The sequence below is a fragment of the Gluconacetobacter azotocaptans genome (genome assembly GCF_014174355.1).
Lineage (GTDB): Bacteria > Pseudomonadota > Alphaproteobacteria > Acetobacterales > Acetobacteraceae > Gluconacetobacter > Gluconacetobacter azotocaptans.
The window spans coordinates 127,659-145,953 of the sequence record NZ_JABEQF010000005.1; the positions used below are offsets into that span (position 1 = coordinate 127,659).

Here is an 18,295-nt window from a genome sequence, read left to right on the forward strand (position 1 = left end):
GTGATGTCGTCCTGATGGACGGCGAGCAACGTGACACCCCCGCCTCGGCGAGGCGACAGCTGTCGCAGCAGGCCATCAGAAATTCCCGAAATCCGCCAGCCGCAGACCATTTTCCGCCACGTCATGCCGGGACGAGGCGAGGGCCTGGCGGCATTCGGGCGCGGCATAAGAAGATTCCCCGGGAGACGCCATCCCTAACGCGCATTCATATGCGCATATGAATGGACGTCCTGTCCCCAGGTCCCGAAACTGTCCGGCAGGCAATGCCCGGACAGTTTCGGCCGCGTCAGCCAGGCCCGGATGCGCGATGGTCACGATGTGCTTTGGGCGATGTCCTCGGTTCGCAGCGTGTCCAGCGGCGTCATCGTCCCGTCACGGTCGAAATGCCAGAAGGTCCACCCATTGCACGACGGCGCGTTGGTCAGCACCGCCCCCAGCTTGTGGATCGACCCCCGCTGCGTCCCGCTGACCAGCGTTCCGTCGGGCGCCACGGTCGCCGACACGCGCCGCTGCCGGTCGGTGACGACGGTGCCCGCCGGCAGGATGCCGCGCTCGACCAGGCTGCCGAAGGGAATGCGCGGGGTCTCGCGCCGGGCGGGGGTGGTCAGCACGCTGTCCAGCGGCACCGGGCGTTCGCGCCGCGCGCGCCCGATCGCGGCCTCGGCGTAATCGGGATGGCGCTCGATGCCAATGTAGCGCCGGCGCAGCCGCCGGGCCATCGCCGTGGTCGTGCCGGTGCCGGCGAACGGGTCGAGAACGATATCGTCCACATTGGTCGACGCGATCAGGACCCGGTGCAGCAGGCTTTCGGGCTTCTGCGTCGGATGCAGCTTCAGCCCGTGCGCGTTCCGCAGGCGCTCCCCCCCCGTGCAGAGCGGCAGATACCAGTCCGAGCGCATCTGCACGTCGTCGTTCAACGCCTTCATGGCCTGGTAATTGAAGCGATAACGGCTGTCCGGCCCGCGCGCCGCCCAGATCAGGGTCTCGTGCGCGTTGGTGAAGCGCCGCCCCCGGAAGTTCGGCATCGGGTTCGATTTCCGCCAGATCACGTCGTTCAGGATCCAGAATCCCAGATCCTGCAGAATGGCGCCGATGCGAAAGATGTTGTGATAGGATCCGATCACCCAGATCGTCCCATCCTTGCGCAGCAGCCGCCGTGCCTCGCTCAGCCAGGCGCGGGTGAAGCGGTCATATTCCGCCAGGTCCGAGAATTTGTCCCAATCGTCGTCCACGCCGTCCACGACGCTGTCGTCGGGCCGCCGCAGTTCTCCCCGCAACTGCAGGTTGTAGGGCGGATCGGCGAAGACGCAGTCGACCGAGCCGTCCGGCAATGTCTGCATGACCTCGACGCATTCGCCGCGCAGGATCTGGTCGAGGGGAAGTTCCATCATCACCGCGCCGCTCATGACGCCACCCGCATCAGCGGATCGCCGTCGGAAACCAGTTCCAGAGTCAGCTGGCGCACCAAGCCGAAACCTCCACGATGATGGGGCGATATCCCCGTCCGGCACAGCGCGTCGCGATGATGTACCGTGCCGTATCCGGCATTGCTGTCCCATCCATAGGCCGGCCAGCGCCGCGCCAGACGCAGCATCAGCCGGTCGCGCACCACCTTGGCCACGATCGACGCCGCCGCGATCGACAGGCTTTCCCCGTCGCCGCCGACCACGCACTGCGCGGGGCAGCCGAAATCGGGCGCGGCGTTCCCGTCCACCAGGACCAGGTCCGGCCTGACAGGCAGGCGCAACACCGCCCGCTGCATGGCAAGGAAGGCGGCCTGAAGGATATTGATGCGTGCGATTTCGGCCACCGACGCGGCACCCACGGCGATCTGCACGCCACGCGCGGCGTGCAGGGCCACATAGGCGCGTTCCCGCGCCGCCGCCGTCAGTTTCTTGGAATCGTCCAGTTGGGCGGCCAGCTTGCGCGGCACGCCCGCGCCGAACAGCACCGCCGCCGCGACCACGGGCCCGGCCAACGGCCCGCGCCCCACTTCATCCACCCCGGCGACCCGACCGCCATGCTGCGCTTCGCGCGTGTAATCCGGCATCCACCCCATCCCGAACCGGGGCGAATCGTGCGCCTGTCGCCCGATTCGCACGCCGAATCACGTCCTGAATGGATGGAAACCATTTTTACGCAGTGTTGCGCAAGATGCTGATTCCTCGCCGAGTCCTTTCAAACGGAAAAAAATCGGACCGTTTGCGACTCGGCGGCGCGGATCAGGCCTTGGCTTTGCGGCGGGGAAGCAGGATCAGCCCCAGCAGCATGCCGACGAACGCGGCGATTCCCACGGACATCAGCGGACGGTCTTGGACGAACAGCACCGCCTTCTCCAGCTTGCTTTCGCCCTCCTCGTACAATTCGGCGAATTCCTGCCGCGCCATGCCGGCCAGCTGGTCCACCTTGCCTTCGGCCTGCATGCCCAGGTCACCGGTCAGCCCGCCGGCGGCATCCTTCACGCGGCCGGTGCCTTCCTCGACCGCGCCTTTGGCCTTCTCGACGAAAGCGTCGTTGTTGAGTTCGGTCATGGTTTTCTCCTCTGTCGGGACAATGCCCCTTGGGGCAAAACGACACGGATCGCCGACGGTTCCTGTGGCGTCTCCGCCAGGAAGGGTATCGCGACGGCCGCAATCCCGCCATCCGTGACGGGACGTATTCCCCGACGGGCCGCCACATGCCAGCATCACGGCACGCGACCGGAACCGTTACATTTTTATACCGACTATACGATGGATTTAACATCATTTCCCCGCGCAGGTGCTAACACTGCGGCACGACGCACATGACGAACCCGACGCCACAGATGGACGAGGAAGACCTGACTAACATGGACAAACCGACACTGGCCCCGCCCGACCCGCCCGCCAAGGAAGCGCCCGGACCGGGACGGACAGCGGGACGCCGGAGCGGGTCGCGTCGCCGGTATCTGCTGTGGGGCACGGCGCTGGTCGTGGCGGGCGTGGTGGCGGCGGCCTTCCTGCGCCCCCATGGCGAGAGCGGCAGGAGAAGCGGCAGCCGCCACGCGGCAGTGGACGTGCAGCCCGTCGCCGTGGCCACGGTCCGCACGGGCGACATGCCGATCGAGCTGACCGAACTGGGCACCGTGGTCCCGATCACCAACGTGACGGTGCAGACCCGCGTCGACGGATACCTGATGAAGGTGCTGTTCACCGAAGGGCAGCACGTCAAGCAGGGCGACCTTCTGGCGCTGATCGACACGCGGCCGTACGAGGTGCTTCTGGCGCAGTACAAGGGCCAGCTGGCCGCCGACCAGGCCCAGCTGGACCAGGCGCGGATCGACAACGCGCGCTACCAGAAGCTGATCCGTCAGAACAGCGTCGCCGCCATGACCGCCGTGGACCAGCAATACAAGGTCGCCCAGCTGGAAGGCACGGTCAAACAGGACCAGGCGCTGGTCGACAACGAGAAGCTGCAGATCACCTATTGCCACATCATCGCCCCGGTCGACGGCCGCGTCGGCATCCGCCAGGTCGACATGGGCAACTATGTGACCGCCGGGCAGACCAACGGCCTGGTCATCCTGACGCAGATGCAGCCGATTTCCGTCATCTTCACCCTGCCGGAAACCGAACTCGGCGCCGTGGCCGACCGGCTGCGCACCGGCGTCGCCCTGCCGGTCGAGGCCTGGGACAGCACGAACACCCGCAAGATCGCCGACGGCGCCGTCAGCGTGCTGGACAGCCAGATCGACACCTCGACGGGTACCGTGCGCATGCGCTCGATCTTCCCCAACCAGGACGAAACCCTGTTCCCCAACCAGTTCGTCAATGCGCACCTGCTGGTGAACACCGAACATAACGTGCTGCTGGTACCGGCGAATGCCATCCAGACCGGACCGAACGGTCCCTTCACCTACGTGGTCAAGCCCGACGACACGGTCGAGGTCCGCGACGTCAAGACCGGCCATTCCCATGGCGACGTCGTGGTCGTGACCAGTGGCCTGAAGGCCGGCGAATCGGTGGTGACCGACGGCACCGACCGCCTGCATGCCGGATCGAAGGTGACTGTCCCCGCCGCCACGCCGGACGGCGCCGCGCCCGGGACGACGGACACGCATCCGCGGCGCCAGCGCGACCCGTCGGGCGCCAACGGCGCGCCGGCATCCTCGGGCGGTGCGGGCCAGCGGCAGCCGTGATCATCGCCCGCCGTCCGACCCGTTTTCCCATGCCGGAGACCCGTGCGTGAATCCGTCCCGCCTGTTCATCGAACGCCCGGTCGCCACCACGCTGCTGATGCTCGCCATCATGCTGGCGGGGCTGCTGGGCTATCATTTCCTGCCGGTCTCGGCCCTGCCGCAGGTCGATTATCCGACCATCACCGTGCAGACCTTCTATCCCGGCGCGGGGCCGGACGTCATGGCGACGTCGATCACGGCGCCGCTGGAAACCCAGTTCGGCCAGATGCCCGGGCTGGACCAGATGACATCGCAATCGTCGGGGGGGGCCTCGGTCGTCACTCTGCGCTTCGGGCTGACGATGTCGATGGACGTGGCCGAGCAGGAGGTGCAGGCCGCGATCAACCAGGCGGCCTCGCTGCTGCCCACCGACCTTCCCGCGCCGCCGATCTATGCCAAGGTCAATCCGGCCGACACGCCGGTGCTCACCCTGGGCATCACCTCGCGCACCCTGCCGCTGACCGAGGTCGAGGATTACGTCGACACCCGGCTGGCCCAGAAGATCAGCCAGATCTCGGGCGTCGGGCTGGTCACGCTGTCGGGCGGCAACCGCAAGGCGATCCGCGTCCGCGTCAACGTGCCCAAGCTGACGTCGTTCGGCGTCGACCTCGATACGCTGCGCACCACCATCAGCAACGTCAACGTCAACTCGCCCACCGGGACGTTCGACGGGGCGCAACGCGCCTCCACCCTGCGCGTCGACGGCCAGATCACGGGCGTCGAGCAGCTGATGAACCAGGTCATCGCCTATCAGAACGGCGGCCCGATCCGCATCCGCGACGTCGCCACCGTCGTGCAGGGACCCGAGAACACGCAGCTCGCCGCCTGGGCGAACCGCACGCCCGCCCTGGTCCTGAACGTGCAGCGCCAGCCCGGGGCCAACGTCATCGCGGTGGTGGACAACATCAAATACGCCCTGCCGCAATTGCAGAAGGCCCTGCCGCCGGGCATCTCGATCACGCCGCTGACCGACCGCACGACGACCATCCGCGCCTCGGTCGCCGACGTCGAATTCGAACTGGTGCTGGCGATGGTGCTGGTCGTCGCGGTGATCTTCGTCTTCCTGCGCAACGTGCCCGCGACCATCATCCCCAGCCTGTCGGTGCCGCTGTCGCTGGTCGGCACCCTGGCGGCGATGTACATGCTGGGCTTCTCGCTGGACAATCTGTCGCTGATGTCACTGACCATCGCGACGGGCTTCGTCGTCGACGACGCCATCGTCATGATAGAGAACATCGCCCGCTACATCGAGATGGGCGACGATCGCATGACCGCCTCCCTCAAGGGCGCGGGCGAGATCGGGTTCACCATCATCTCGCTGACCGTCTCGCTGATCGCGGTGCTGATCCCGCTGCTGTTCATGGGCGACGTGGTCGGCCGCCTGTTCCACGAATTCGCCATCACCCTGTCGGTGACGATCATCCTGTCCGCCGTGGTGTCGCTGACCCTGGTGCCGATGATGTGCGCCCGGCTGCTCAGCGAACGGCCGCACGGGCCGGGCGCCCGCGGCTGGTCCGCGACCGTCGAGCGCTGGACCGAAGCCGTGATCGCCGCCTACGGCCGCGCCCTGACCGTGGTGCTGCGCCACCAGCCCCTGACGCTGCTGGTGTTCGTCTGCACGCTGGCCCTGACCGGCCTGCTGGCCTGGTCCATTCCCAAGGGCTTCTTCCCCGTGCAGGACACGGGCGTGGTCCAGGGGATCTCGGTCATGGCGCAATCGACGTCGTTCGACGCCATGAAGGCCCGCCAGCAGCAGTTGGGCGACCGCATCCTGAAAGACCCCGACGTGGTCAGCCTGTCGTCGTTCGTGGGCATCGACGGGCAGAACATGACCCTCAACCAGGGCCGGTTCCTGATCAACCTGCGCCCGCATGACGACCGCGCCGAGACTGCAAGCCAGATCGCCGCCCGTATCCAGCAGGAGGTCGCGGACATCCCCGGCGCGCACCTCTACCTCCAGCCCGTGCAGGACCTGTCGCTGGACACCACCATCGCGGCCACGCAGTACCAGTTCCTGCTGGAAAACCCGGATTACGACCAGTTCCGCACCTGGGTGCCGAAATTCGTCGCGGCGCTGCAGCACGAACCCGCCCTGGCGGACGTGACATCCGACCTCCAGGCCGAAGGGCTGGTGGCGCAGGTGACCCTGGACCGCACCACCGGCGCCCGCTATTCGATCACCCCGCAGACCATCGACAACGTGCTGTATGATTCGTTCGGACAGCGCCAGATCTCGACGATCTATACGCAGTCCAACCAGTATCGCGTGATCATGGAGGCCGATCCGGCCTTCCAGCGGGACCTTGCCTCGCTCGGCAAACTCTATCTGCCGGGCATCAGCGGCAATGCCGGCGCCAGCACGTCGGGCCCGACCCGGTCGCCGACCTCGGGCCTGGTGCCGATGCGCGCCGTCACCACGCTGACGCACAGCACGGCGCCCCTGCTGATCACCCATGTGGGCCAGTTTCCGGCCACCACGATCTCGTTCAACGTGGCGCCGGGCTATTCTCTGGGCGCCGCCACCGACACGATCGACCGGGTCGAGCAGTCGATGCATCTGCCGGCCAGCTTCCAGACCTCGTTCCAGGGCACGGCGGCGGCGTTCCGCAACAGCCTGGGCAACGAACTGTGGCTGGTGCTGGCGGCGCTGGTCGCCGTCTACATCGTGCTGGGCATTCTGTACGAAAGCTTCATCCACCCGATCACCATCCTGTCCACCCTGCCGTCCGCGGGCATCGGCGCGCTGCTGGCGCTTCAACTGACCGGGGCGGGCCTGGACGTCATGGGCATCATCGGCCTGGTACTGCTGATCGGCATCGTGAAGAAGAACGCGATCATGATGATCGACTTTGCGCTGGAGGCCGAGCGGGTGGAGGGCATGGAACCCGTCCACGCCATCCATCACGCGGCGCTGCTGCGTTTCCGCCCCATCCTGATGACGACCCTGGCGGCGATGCTCGGGGCCTTGCCGATGGTCATCGGCAGCGGCACCGGGTCCGAACTGCGCCGTCCGCTGGGTGTCGCCATCGTCGGCGGCCTGCTGGTCAGCCAGCTCCTGACACTGTTCACCACCCCGGTCATCTACCTGCTGATGGACCGCATCAGCCTGCGCCTGCGCCGCCGCTTCGGGTCGGCCGAGCGTCCTGATGCCGCCGCCCCTGGCGCGACCCCGGGGACCGCCGGCTGATGTTCGTACGTCTGTTCGTCCTGCGGCCGGTGGCGACCACGCTGCTGACCGTGGCGCTGCTGATCGCGGGGGCCATCGGCTATCGCGCGCTGCCGGTGTCGGACCTGCCGAACGTCGATTTCCCGGTGATCCAGGTCCAGGCCCGGCAGCCGGGCGGATCGCCCGAGGAGGTCGCAAGTTCGGTGGCGGCGCCGCTGGAACGCCATCTGGGCCAGATCGCGGACCTGACGGAAATGACGTCGCAATCGACGCAGAACCAGGCCCGCATCACCCTGCAATTCGCCCTGACCCGCGACATCAACGGCGCCGCCCGCGATGTCGAGGCCGCGTTGCAGGCCGCCCGCGTCGACCTGCCCAGTTCGCTGCGCCAGAATCCCAGCTATTTCAAGGCCAACCCCAACGGGGCGCCGATCATGATCCTGGCGCTGACGTCGGCCACCAGCACCATGCCGCAACTCTATGACCTGACCACCAACGTCCTGCAGCAGCATCTGTCGCAGGTCCGCGGCGTCGGCCAGGTCGAGGTCGGCGGCAGTTCCCTGCCCGCCGTGCGGGTCGAGATGAATCCCCTGCCGCTGTACAAGTTCGGCATCGGGTTCGAGGACGTGCGCGCGGCCCTGGCCTCGGCCAACGCCAATACGCCCAAAGGCTTCATCGACCAGGACGGCCAGCGCTTCACGCTGGACACCAACGACCAGGCCCGCAGCGCGCAGGCCTATCGCGACCTGATCATCGCCTACCACAACAGCCGTCCGGTGCGGCTGTCGGACATCGCCACGATCAACGACGGGGTCGAGGACGTCCGCAATGCCGGCTATTACAACCGGCAGCCCGCCGTGCTGGCGATCATCTTCGCCCAGGCCGGGGCGAACGTCATCCACACCATCGACCAGATCAACGCCGAAATTCCCGCCCTGCGCGCGGCCCTTCCGCCCAGCGTGCAGCTGCACACCGTGCTGGACCGGTCGGTCACCATCCGCGCGGCGCTGAAGGACACGCAGTACACGCTGGTCATCTCCGTGGCCCTGGTGGTGCTGGTGGTCCTGGCCTTCCTGCAATCGGCCCGCACGACGCTGATCCCCGCCGTAGTGGTGCCGACCTCGATCATCGCGACATTCGGGGCGATGCAGCTTCTGGGCTATTCGCTGGACAATCTGTCGCTCATGGCGCTGACCGTCTCGACCGGCTTCGTGGTCGACGACGCCATTGTGGTGATCGAGAATATCAGCCGCCATCTGGAAACCGGCATGGGCCGGCTGGAGGCCACGCTGCGGGGCGCGCAGGAAGTGGCGTTCACCGTCTTCTCGATTTCCGTGTCGCTGATCGCGGTGTTCCTGCCCATCCTGCTGCTGGGCGGGGTGGCCGGACGCCTGTTCCATGAATTCGCGATGACGATGGCGACGACGATCATCGTGTCGATGATCCTGTCGCTGACACTCAGCCCGATGATGGCGGCGCTGCTGCTGCGCCCCCACACACCCGCGCGCGACGCCGAGCAGTCGGCCCGGCCATGGCGTTTCGCCGCGCGCGGGATCGAGCGCGCGCTGCACGCCATGCAGACGGGGTACGCGCATTCGCTGGACTGGGCGCTGACCCACCGGCGGGTCGTCCTGCTGTCCCTGCCCTGCACCATCGTCCTGATGGTGGCCCTGTTCATTCACATGCCCAAGGGCTTCTTCCCGGACAGCGATACCGGCCTGCTGATGGGGCGCCTGCAGGGCGACCAGTCTATCTCGTTCCAGGCCATGACCCAGAAGATCGACACGGTACAGCGCGCGATCCTGGCCGACCGCGACGTGGCCAGCGTGACCGGCTTCATGGGCGGACGCGGGTCGTCGAACCAGGCCAATATCTTCGTGGTGCTGAAGGACAAGTCGCTCCGCAACGATCCTACCACGACGACGATCGCGCGCATCGACCGGCGCCTTCGGCACATGGTGGGCGCACGGTTCTTCGCAATGGCCCCCGGCGCGATCCGGATCGGCGGCCGGCAGAGCAACGCGGCCTACCAGTATACGCTGGAAGCCGACTCGGCGAGCGAACTGTATGACTGGACCCCCAAGCTGGTCGCGGCGTTGCAGAAGCACTCGCAACTGACCGACATCTCCTCGGACGTGCAGCAGGGCGGATCGGCGCTGAACGTCTCGCTCGACCGCGACAGTTCGGCGCGCGTGAACATCACGCCCCAACTGGTCTCCAACACGCTCTACGACGCCTACGGGCAGCGCGCGGCGTCGATCATCCATAACGCGCTAAACCAGTACCGCGTGGTGATGGAGGTCGAACCCCGCTTCTGGCAGGACCCCAACAGCCTGAAGCAGGTCTGGGTCAGCGTCACGGGCGGCACCGCCGGCGGGGGCACGCGGTCGAACACCATCCGCGTCAAGACGACGGCCGCCGCCACCACGGCCGCCAGCCTCAGCGCCCAGTCCTTCCGCAACCAGATCGCGAACACGCTGGCCGGGGGCAGTTCGGCCTCCAGCGGCTCGGCGGTGTCGACCAATTCCGCGACGATGGTGCCGCTGGACATCGTCTCCACCACCCAGCCGCAGCTCACCGCGCTGTCCGTCAATCACCAGGGCCAGTCGGTCGCCGCCACCGTTTCGTTCAACCTGGCCACCGGCGTGTCGCTGGACCAGGCGGTCCGGATCATGAACAGTGAAATGGTCCGCCTGCACATGCCGCCAACCATCCACGGCAGCTTCGCGGGCAATGCCGCGCAGTTCCAGAAGTCGGTCAATAACGAGCCGCTGCTGATCCTGGCCGCCCTGGCGGCGGTCTACATGACGCTGGGCATCCTGTACGAAAGCTACGTCCATCCGCTGACCATCCTGTCCACCCTGCCCTCGGCCGGTGTCGGCGCCCTGCTGGCGCTGGACCTGGCGGGCGAGGAATTCTCGCTGATCGCCATGATCGGGGTGATCCTGCTGATCGGCATCGTGAAGAAGAACGCGATCATGCTGGTCGATTTCGCGATCGAGGCCGAACGCGGCGGTCAGGCGCCCTATGACGCCATCCGCACGGCCTGCCACCTGCGCTTCCGGCCGATCATGATGACCAGCCTCGCCGCCGCCCTGGGGGCGCTGCCGCTGATCTACGGCAGCGGCTACGGGTCGGAACTGCGCCGCCCGCTGGGCATCGCCATCGTCGGCGGCCTGCTCGTCAGCCAGGCGCTGACGCTCTACACCACCCCGGTGGTCTATCTCTATCTCGACCGCTTCGGCGCCTGGTGCCGGGCCCGATATCAATCCGCGACCGCCGCCCTGATGGGTCGGCGACGCCCCCTCAGCCAACAGGATGCCTGACCCGGATGACGCTGTCCCTGCCATCCCACCCGCCGTCCCCGTCACCCGCGCGTCGCCTTCGCCGTCATGTCCGGACCGCTCGTCGCCTGGCCCTGGGCCTGGGGGGCGCGCTGGCGCCCCTGGCGCTGGCCGGCTGCATGGTCGGGCCGTCCTATCATCGCCCGGACGCCGTCGCCTCGCCCCGCTTCAAGGAACTGACCCCGGCCCCCGGGTGGGAACGCGCCCATCCCGCCCTGGCGGAACTGCCGAAGGACGCGTGGTGGACGATCTATAACGACCCGATCCTCGACAGGCTGGAATCGCAGGTCGCGATCTCGAATCAGAACGTCCGGATGTACGAGGCCAATTACCGCCAGGCCCGCGCGTTGATCAACAGCGTGCGCGCGCAGCTGTTCCCGACCCTCAGTGGCAGCATAGGCTTCAACCGCGCGGGGCATGGCGGTTCGTCCGTGTCGTCCAGCGGCAGCAGTTATGCCAACGCCGGCACGGTCTACAATTCCTACAGCATCGGTCCGCAGGCCAGCTGGGATCTCGACCTGTGGGGGCGCATCCGCCGCAATATCCAAAGCCAGGTGACCCAGGCGCAGGCCAGCGCCGCCGACCTGGCCAACGCCACCCTGTCCTACCAGACCCAGCTTGCCGTCGCATATTTCAACCTGCGCTACCAGGATTCCCTGCAGGATCTGCTGCGCCGCTACGTGCAGTTCAACACCCAGGCCCTGCAGATCGCCCAGAACCAGTTCGACGCCGGCACAGCCGACCCGACGGCGGTGATGCAGGCCCGGACCCAGCTGGAACAGAACCGGGCCTCGCTGATCCAGGCCGGGATCGCGCGTGCGCAGTACGAACATGCGATCGCGGTCCTGATGGGCCGTCCGCCCGCCGACCTGACCATCACCCCCGGCGCGCTGACGCGCACCATCCCCGCCATTCCCGTGGGCCTGCCGGCCGACCTGCTGCAACGCCGGCCGGACGTCGCCGCCGCCGAACGCGCGATGGAGCAGTACAACGCGCAGATCGGCGCCGCCATCGCGGCGTTCTTCCCCGACGTCACGATAAACGCCAGCTATTCCCAAAGCGGCGGCGACCCCGTGACATCGTTGATGAGCGTCGCCAACCGGGTCTGGTCACTCGGCGCGTCGGCAACCGAAACCCTGTTCAGCGGCGGGTCGCGCACCGCCGCGGTCCATTCGGCCGATGCCCAGTACGACAGCGCCGTCGCCACCTATCGCCAGACCGTGCTGACCGCCCTGCAGGGCACCGAGGATCAGCTGTCCAACCTGCGCATCCTGGCAGACCAGGCGGCGCAGCAGCAGATCGCGCTGGACTACGCCATCCGCGCCGTCCAGGTCTCGATGAACCAGTATCTGGCGGGAACCGAGATCTACACCACCGTCATCACCAACGAGACGACGGCCCTCAGCAATGCCGAGAGCGCGCTGAGCATCCAGCAGCAGCGCATGGTCGACAGCGTCTATCTGGTCCAGGCCCTGGGCGGCGGCTGGAACGCCGCGCGCCTGCCCTCCAAAGGCTCGTTGCAGACCGACAATCCGCTCCTGCCGTCCTTCATCCAGAAGGACAAGAACCAGTAGGCCGGCATCCCTGCGGATCGGCATCGTACATGAAAAAGGCCCCGGGGCAGGATTGCCCCGGGGCCTTTTTGTTCAGGCCGTTCCGATCCCGGTCACAATATCGTCCGTGCCGTCAGCAAGGCGATCAGCAGGAAAACGACGAAGGCCAGGATAAAAATGAAAAACAGGATCTTCGCGATACCGGCCGAAGCCGCCGAGATACCGGTGAACCCGAACAATCCGGCGATGATCGAGATCACCAGAAAAAACAATGCCAGTTTCAGCATGATCGATACTCCATCCGCGCCAACCGATTACAAAACGTTCTGGCGCGCCGTCGGGTTCCCCTCATGTTCCGACGGTCCGGGTTGCGCCCCTCTCAGCGCCGGGACCAGAGCAACGCCGCCAGGAACCCGATGACGGAAGCCACGGCCAGCGCCAGCAGGGGCTGATCCACCGTCAGGTCGCGCACCGTCTCGCCGGCCTCGGCACAATAATGGCGCGATTTGGCGCAAACGAATCGTACCTTACCCTTCAATTGCAACTCCGGGTCGCCGAACAGGCCGCCCAGCCCGTCCTGCACGCGCCCGATTCCTTCCTCCAGCTTCGTCTCGAAATTTTCGCTCTCCACCATGGATGCCTCCCTTGTCCGCACGGGCCACCGGACACGCCAGGATATCCGGGGCAGGTTCGATAGAGACAATCATGATGATGCGCCGGAGATTGTCTACCTCGGCGCTGGCGCGTCTGTCCCGACTCAGGGCCGCCGCTCAGATCTCGGATGCGCGCCAGTATCCGGCCTCGGCCGGGTCCGGATCTCCGGCGATCAGCGCACGCAGGCGTTCGGCCAGAATCTGCATCGCCGGCGCACCGCGGTCGCGCGGCCTCGGCCCGACCGCCAGATCCCCCCGGACCGAGGCCGGATGGCCGGCCAGCACGATGATCCGATCCGCCAGGATCATGGCCTCGTCGATATCATGGGTCACGAACAGGACCGTCTTGCGCGTCTGTGCCCAGATCCGCAGCAGTTCCTCCTGCAGGCCCGCACGGGTGATCGCGTCCAGCGCGCCGAAGGGCTCGTCCATCAGCAGCAGGGCGGGCTCCACGGTCAGGGCGCGGGCAACGCCGACGCGCTGCCGCTGGCCGCCCGACAATTGCCGCGGCCAACGGCCCGCCTGCTCGGCCAGTCCCACCAGCCGCAGGGCGTCCAGCGCACGGGCATGACGCTCGGCGCGCCCCAGGCCCAGCCCTTCCAGCCCCAGTTCCACATTCCGCTGGACAGTCCGCCACGGCATCAGCTTGGCATCCTGGAAGACCAGCCCCGCCGGCCGTCCCTGCGCCGTCGCCGCCGGCGCAAGCGTCACCTCCCCTTCGGTCGGGGCGATCAGCTTCATCGCGATCCGCAGCAACGTGGACTTGCCCGCACCGGACGGCCCCAGCACCGCCACGAACTCGCCCCGCCGGATTTCCAGATCAACCCCGCGCAGGATGAAATTCCGCCCCCCGTCATGCGACAGGCCGACATCATGCAGCCGCACCATCACGTCCGGTGCGGCGCCTTCCCCATTCGACACCCTGTCCTACCCCTGCCAGCCCAGAATCCGGTTCCGCACGAGCATGAACGCCATATCGGTCAGTGCATAGAGCAGCGCCATCGTCAGCATGTAGATCACCACCAGGTCGGTGGCCAGCAGGCTGGAAGCCTGCATCATCCGCGCCCCGATCCCCGGCACGCCGAACAGTTCGGCCGCCACGACCGACATCCAGGCCTGGCCCAGACCGGTGCGTAGGCCCGACATCAGCCCCGGCATGGCCGCCGGCAGGACGACCTTGAACAACCGGCCGCCGAAACCGCCATGCCCGAATGCCGCCGCGACCTCGAACAGGTCCCGGTCGATGGATTGCACCGCGCCATGGGCGGCATAGAAATTGATCCAGAACACCGAAATCGCGATGACGAACGTCGCCCCGGCGGTATCCAGGCCGAACCACAGGATCGCGAACGGCACCCATGCCAGGCCCGGAATCGGCCGCAACACCCGGACCACCCCGGACAGCAGCGCATCGAGCACCGGCACGGCCCCGCACAGCAACCCGGCCAGCCCCCCCAGAACCGACCCGATCACCAGCCCCAGCAGGTAATGCGTCATGCTGTCGCGAATCGCGCCCTGCCAGAAGCCGCCCCGCACCTCGTCCAGCCAGGCCGGGACCAGGGCGCTGGGGGCCGGCAGCAGACCGGACGGCACCAGCCCCACCCTGACCGATGCCTCCCAGAGGCCGAACATTGCAACCAGCCCCACCGCGCCCAGTAACGGGCGATACAGCGACCGGCGGCTGGCGCCCATCCTCATGGATGCGCGCGGCGATAGCTGTCGAGGTCGAACAGGCTCTCCACAGGCTCGGCCTTGTGCAAGGTGCCGCTGGCGACCTCGAACGCCTGCAGGCGACGCACCGACTCCACGATCGTCGAGGGGTCGGACACGAAATGGCTGCCGGAAGATTTCAGCGCCTGCAGGATCACCGACTGGTCCAGCATCCCGCCCCCCAGCGCGTCCCGCACGAAGGGAACCGCGTCCTCGGGGTGGGACGCCAGCAGGTTGGTCGCCCGGATGAACAGGCCGATCAGTGTTTCCTTCCACGCCGCACGGTCCGGATCGTCACCATGATAGATCGCCAGGACCGATCCCGGCTGATCCGGCATCATGTCGTGGCCGTTGGCCAGCAGACGGGATTCGGGCAAGCGGTTCCGGACTACCGACAGGGCAGGTTCGCGCAGCACGGCCGCATCGACGGCGCCGGCCAGAAAGGCCTGCTGCGCCGCGTCGATATCGATCCCGACGATGTCGGCCACCTGAGCGGGCTCCATGCCGTTTTGCTGCTTCAGCCAGTAGCGCAGCAGCGTGTCGGGAACCGACCCGACCGGCTGCGTGGCGATCTTGGGCTTTCGCCCCGCGGCACGGGAAAAAGCATCGAAACGCCGCTTCAGCGCATCGCCTGCCGGGCCGGCTTCCTCGCTGGTCCCCAGCCCGGCGGCAAGCTGTCCACGGGCCACGACCTCCAGTTCCTCTATCGCACCGGCGGCGACGACCTTCACATCCGCGCCGTGGGCACGGGCCAGCAGCAGCGGCAGAACGCCGGCGACATAGGCATCGATCTTGCCGGACGCCAGGGCCTGGATCGCCTGCGGGCCCGACTGGAAGCGCACCAGACGCAGATCGAGGCCCGCATCACGCGCCCATCCCTCGCCATTCAGGACGAAGAGCGCCGACGACCCCAGGACGGGAATATAGCCGATCCTGATCACCGTCGCCGCCGACGCGGGGCCGACAGCGGCCAGCAAGCCCACCAGCAGATACAGCCCGAAGCGGAGAAACCTGGATTTCATCGTCCGATCACCACAATCATATATTAGCGATTTAAAGTAGTGATATTATGCGCAACAAAAGTCAATAGACCCGGGGAAATGGCACAATTGAAGCCGCTCCGGGCCGAAGACAATAAAAAACCCGGCACCAGGGCCGGGTTCTTCATCATTCTCCCTATGGGTAGGGAAAATTCAGGCCGCGAGGCTGTCTTCGCTCTCGACGTTCTGCTTCGGGCCGCTGTCCTGGCCCTTGGCCGCGACATCGCGATCGACCAGCTCGATCACCGCCATGTCGGCCGCATCGCCATGGCGGATGCCCGCCTTGAGGACGCGGATATAGCCGCCGGTACGGGTCTTGTACCGCTCCGCGACGGTCGAGAACAGCTTGGAGACGATCACATCGTCACGGAGCTGCGCATAAGCCTGACGGCGGGCATGCAGGTCGCCCCGCTTGCCGAGCGAGATCAGCTTCTCCACCACCGGGCGAAGTTCCTTCGCCTTGGGCAGGGTCGTCGTGATCTGCTCGTGCTTGATCAGGGCCACTGCCATGTTGCGAAACATGGCGAGGCGATGGGACGAGGTAACGCCGAGCTTCCGGCCGGCAACACCGTGACGCATGATGAGGTCTTCCTGTCTTTCCGGTTCAGAACGGCTCGTCGAGCCTCTTGGCCAGGTCTTCGATATTTTCCGGCGGCCAGGCCGGCACATTCATACCAAGGGACAGCCCCATCGAGGTGAGGACTTCCTTGATTTCGTTCAGCGACTTGCGGCCGAAGTTCGGAGTGCGGAGCATCTCCTGCTCCGTCTTCTGCACCAGGTCGCCGATATAGACGATATTGTCGTTCTTCAGGCAGTTCGCGCTGCGGACCGACAATTCCAGCTCGTCGACCTTGCGCAGCAAGTTCCGGTTGAACGGCAGATCATCCTGCGGCTCTTCGGTGCGGACCGGACGCGGCTCGTCGAAATTGATGAACAGCTGCAGCTGGTCCTGCAGGATCCGCGCCGCCAGGGCAACCGAATCCTCGGGCGTCACCGCACCGTTGGTCTCGACCGTCAGCAGCAGCCGGTCATAGTCGGTCACCTGCCCCACGCGGGTCGGCTCGACCTTGTAGGACACGCGACGCACCGGAGAATAGATGGCATCGATGGGAATCAGGCCGATCGGCGCATCCTCGGGGCGGTTGGCCGCTGCCGGGACATAGCCCTTTCCCAGATTCACCGTGAATTCCATCCCGAACTTCACGCCCTCGTCCAGGGTGCAGATCACGAGGTCGGGGTTCATCACCTCGATATCGTGACCGGTCTGGATCTGCCCGGCACGCACCTCGCCCGGCCCGGTGGCCGTCAGGACCATGCGCTTCGGCCCCTCGCCATGCATGCGCAGGGCAAGCTGCTTGATGTTCAGCACGATGTCCGTGACGTCCTCGCGCACACCCGCGACGGACGAGAACTCATGCAGAACGCCGTCGATCTGGATGGCCGTCACCGCTGCGCCCTGCAGCGACGACAGCAGGACCCGCCGGATCGCGTTGCCGAGCGTCATGCCGAAGCCGCGCTCCAGCGGCTCCGCCACCACGGTGGCCGTGCGCGACGGCTCTCCGCCCGGCTCGACTTCCAGCTTCTCCGGCTTGATCAGGGATTGCCAGTTTTTCTGGAGGACCAAGGTGATGGCCTTTCAAAACTGATCTGCACAAAGGCAGATGGCGCCCGGAAAATCAGGCGCCGGATGACAATCAACCCCGCCCGCGAATCCGCGGACGGAAAACGAAATCAGACCCGGAGATCAGACGCGGCGACGCTTGCGCGGGCGGCAGCCGTTGTGCGGCACCGGCGTCATGTCGCGAATCGACGTGATCGAGAAGCCGACGGCCTGCAGGGCGCGCAGCGCGCTCTCGCGCCCCGAACCCGGACCGGACACTTCGATCTCCAGCGTCTCCATCCCGTGCTCGCGCGCCTTGCGGCCCGCGTCTTCGGCGGCGACCTGGGCTGCATACGGGGTCGACTTACGCGATCCCTTGAAGCCCTGCGCACCAGCGGAAGACCACGCGATCGCATTGCCCTGCGCGTCCGAGATCGTGATCATCGTGTTGTTGAAGGTGGACAGCACATGCGCCACCCCCGAGATAATGTTCTTCCGCTCTTTCTTGCGAATACGCGGAGCAGCAGCCTTCGCCATAGTCTTCCTGGTCCTGTCTGTTCAAAGACGCGGCCCGCATCCGGCGCCGAAAGGGCGCCCGACACGGGCCGCGAATGCGGCGAAAGCCGCTTTAGCGGGTAGCCTTCTTCTTGCCGGCGATCGCGACCGCCTTGCCCTTGCGGGTGCGGGCATTGGTATGCGTGCGCTGGCCACGAACCGGCAGGCCACGACGATGGCGCAGGCCGCGGTAGCAGCCCAGATCCATCAGACGCTTGATGTTCATCGCGACTTCGCGACGCAGGTCGCCCTCGACCCGGTACTCGCTGTCGATCAGCTCGCGGATCTTCAGGATCTCGTCATCCGACATCTCGTTGACCCGGCGCTCGGCCGGGATGTCGAGGCGGCGGCAGATTTCCTCTGCCTTCGTCTCGCCGATGCCATAGATATAACGCAGGCCAATCGTCACCCGCTTGTTGGTAGGGATGTTCACGCCGGCAATACGCGCCACGCCACTTACTCCTCGTCCACCCGCC

The 18,295-nt window shown here is 66.6% G+C and carries 16 protein-coding genes; 4 read left to right on the forward strand and 12 right to left on the reverse strand.

Translation table 11 applies throughout. From position 1 onward, the window contains the following. Positions 1 to 311: 311 nt before the first annotated feature. The 3 genes from HLH34_RS08190 to HLH34_RS08200 all read right to left on the reverse strand — a co-directional run bounded on the left by HLH34_RS08190 (position 312) and on the right by HLH34_RS08200 (position 2,531). Positions 312 to 1,406, reverse strand: a complete 1,095-nt coding sequence (locus HLH34_RS08190) for a site-specific DNA-methyltransferase (RefSeq protein WP_183119112.1) — start codon at positions 1,404 to 1,406, stop codon at positions 312 to 314. Beyond that, the gene (locus tag HLH34_RS08195; protein WP_183119319.1) at positions 1,403 to 2,050 is read right to left on the reverse strand and encodes a ribonuclease HII; all 648 of its coding nucleotides are present in this window, start codon (positions 2,048 to 2,050) and stop codon (positions 1,403 to 1,405) included. The genes HLH34_RS08190 and HLH34_RS08195 overlap by 4 nt, the downstream gene beginning before the upstream one ends. A gap of 172 nt (positions 2,051 to 2,222) precedes the next feature. After that, positions 2,223 to 2,531, reverse strand: a complete 309-nt coding sequence (locus HLH34_RS08200) for a CsbD family protein (RefSeq protein WP_183119113.1) — start codon at positions 2,529 to 2,531, stop codon at positions 2,223 to 2,225. Positions 2,532 to 2,830: 299 nt separating this feature from the next. Between HLH34_RS08200 and HLH34_RS08205 the strand changes: the two genes are divergently transcribed. From HLH34_RS08205 to HLH34_RS08220, 4 genes are read left to right on the forward strand one after another with little or no spacing between them, the layout of a single operon-like run. Then, positions 2,831 to 4,159 carry an MdtA/MuxA family multidrug efflux RND transporter periplasmic adaptor subunit gene (locus tag HLH34_RS08205; RefSeq protein WP_183119114.1) on the forward strand — a complete coding sequence of 443 codons (1,329 nt, stop codon included), beginning with the start codon at positions 2,831 to 2,833 and terminating at the stop codon, positions 4,157 to 4,159. 46 nt (positions 4,160 to 4,205) lie between these two features. Then, the gene (locus HLH34_RS08210) at positions 4,206 to 7,385 is read left to right on the forward strand and encodes an efflux RND transporter permease subunit (RefSeq protein ID WP_183119115.1); all 3,180 of its coding nucleotides are present in this window, start codon (positions 4,206 to 4,208) and stop codon (positions 7,383 to 7,385) included. Beyond that, a complete protein-coding gene (locus tag HLH34_RS08215; protein WP_183119320.1) occupies positions 7,382 to 10,690 on the forward strand; it encodes an efflux RND transporter permease subunit in 3,309 nt (1,102 codons plus the stop codon). The genes HLH34_RS08210 and HLH34_RS08215 overlap by 4 nt, the downstream gene beginning before the upstream one ends. Before the next feature lie 5 nt (positions 10,691 to 10,695). Next, positions 10,696 to 12,282: an efflux transporter outer membrane subunit gene (locus HLH34_RS08220; RefSeq protein ID WP_183119116.1), complete on the forward strand. Its 1,587-nt coding sequence runs from the start codon at positions 10,696 to 10,698 to the stop codon at positions 12,280 to 12,282. Between the two features lie 92 nt (positions 12,283 to 12,374). Here HLH34_RS08220 and HLH34_RS08225 read toward each other — a convergent pair whose 3' ends face one another. From HLH34_RS08225 to rpsM, 9 genes are all read right to left on the reverse strand, one after another. After that, positions 12,375 to 12,548 carry a DUF1328 domain-containing protein gene (locus tag HLH34_RS08225; protein WP_182942051.1) on the reverse strand — a complete coding sequence of 58 codons (174 nt, stop codon included), beginning with the start codon at positions 12,546 to 12,548 and terminating at the stop codon, positions 12,375 to 12,377. Positions 12,549 to 12,640: 92 nt separating this feature from the next. Then, the gene (locus HLH34_RS08230; protein WP_183119117.1) at positions 12,641 to 12,895 is read right to left on the reverse strand and encodes a CsbD family protein; all 255 of its coding nucleotides are present in this window, start codon (positions 12,893 to 12,895) and stop codon (positions 12,641 to 12,643) included. Between the two features lie 136 nt (positions 12,896 to 13,031). Continuing rightward, positions 13,032 to 13,802, reverse strand: a complete 771-nt coding sequence (locus HLH34_RS08235; protein WP_183119321.1) for an ABC transporter ATP-binding protein — start codon at positions 13,800 to 13,802, stop codon at positions 13,032 to 13,034. Between the two features lie 39 nt (positions 13,803 to 13,841). Then, a complete protein-coding gene (locus HLH34_RS08240; protein WP_183119118.1) occupies positions 13,842 to 14,606 on the reverse strand; it encodes an ABC transporter permease in 765 nt (254 codons plus the stop codon). A 2-nt stretch (positions 14,607 to 14,608) separates the two neighbouring features. Further along, the gene (locus HLH34_RS08245) at positions 14,609 to 15,646 is read right to left on the reverse strand and encodes an ABC transporter substrate-binding protein (RefSeq protein WP_183119119.1); all 1,038 of its coding nucleotides are present in this window, start codon (positions 15,644 to 15,646) and stop codon (positions 14,609 to 14,611) included. Positions 15,647 to 15,817: 171 nt separating this feature from the next. After that, entirely contained in the window at positions 15,818 to 16,243 is a 426-nt protein-coding gene (gene rplQ / locus HLH34_RS08250) for a 50S ribosomal protein L17 (RefSeq protein WP_182942059.1), read from the reverse strand. 25 nt (positions 16,244 to 16,268) lie between these two features. Next, positions 16,269 to 17,288, reverse strand: a complete 1,020-nt coding sequence (locus HLH34_RS08255) for a DNA-directed RNA polymerase subunit alpha (RefSeq protein ID WP_182942061.1) — start codon at positions 17,286 to 17,288, stop codon at positions 16,269 to 16,271. Positions 17,289 to 17,408: 120 nt separating this feature from the next. Further along, a complete protein-coding gene (gene rpsK, locus HLH34_RS08260; protein ID WP_012227919.1) occupies positions 17,409 to 17,801 on the reverse strand; it encodes a 30S ribosomal protein S11 in 393 nt (130 codons plus the stop codon). A gap of 91 nt (positions 17,802 to 17,892) precedes the next feature. Next, positions 17,893 to 18,270, reverse strand: coding sequence for a 30S ribosomal protein S13 (rpsM, locus tag HLH34_RS08265; protein ID WP_182942063.1), 378 nt, complete (start codon positions 18,268 to 18,270; stop codon positions 17,893 to 17,895). Positions 18,271 to 18,295 lie beyond the last annotated feature (25 nt).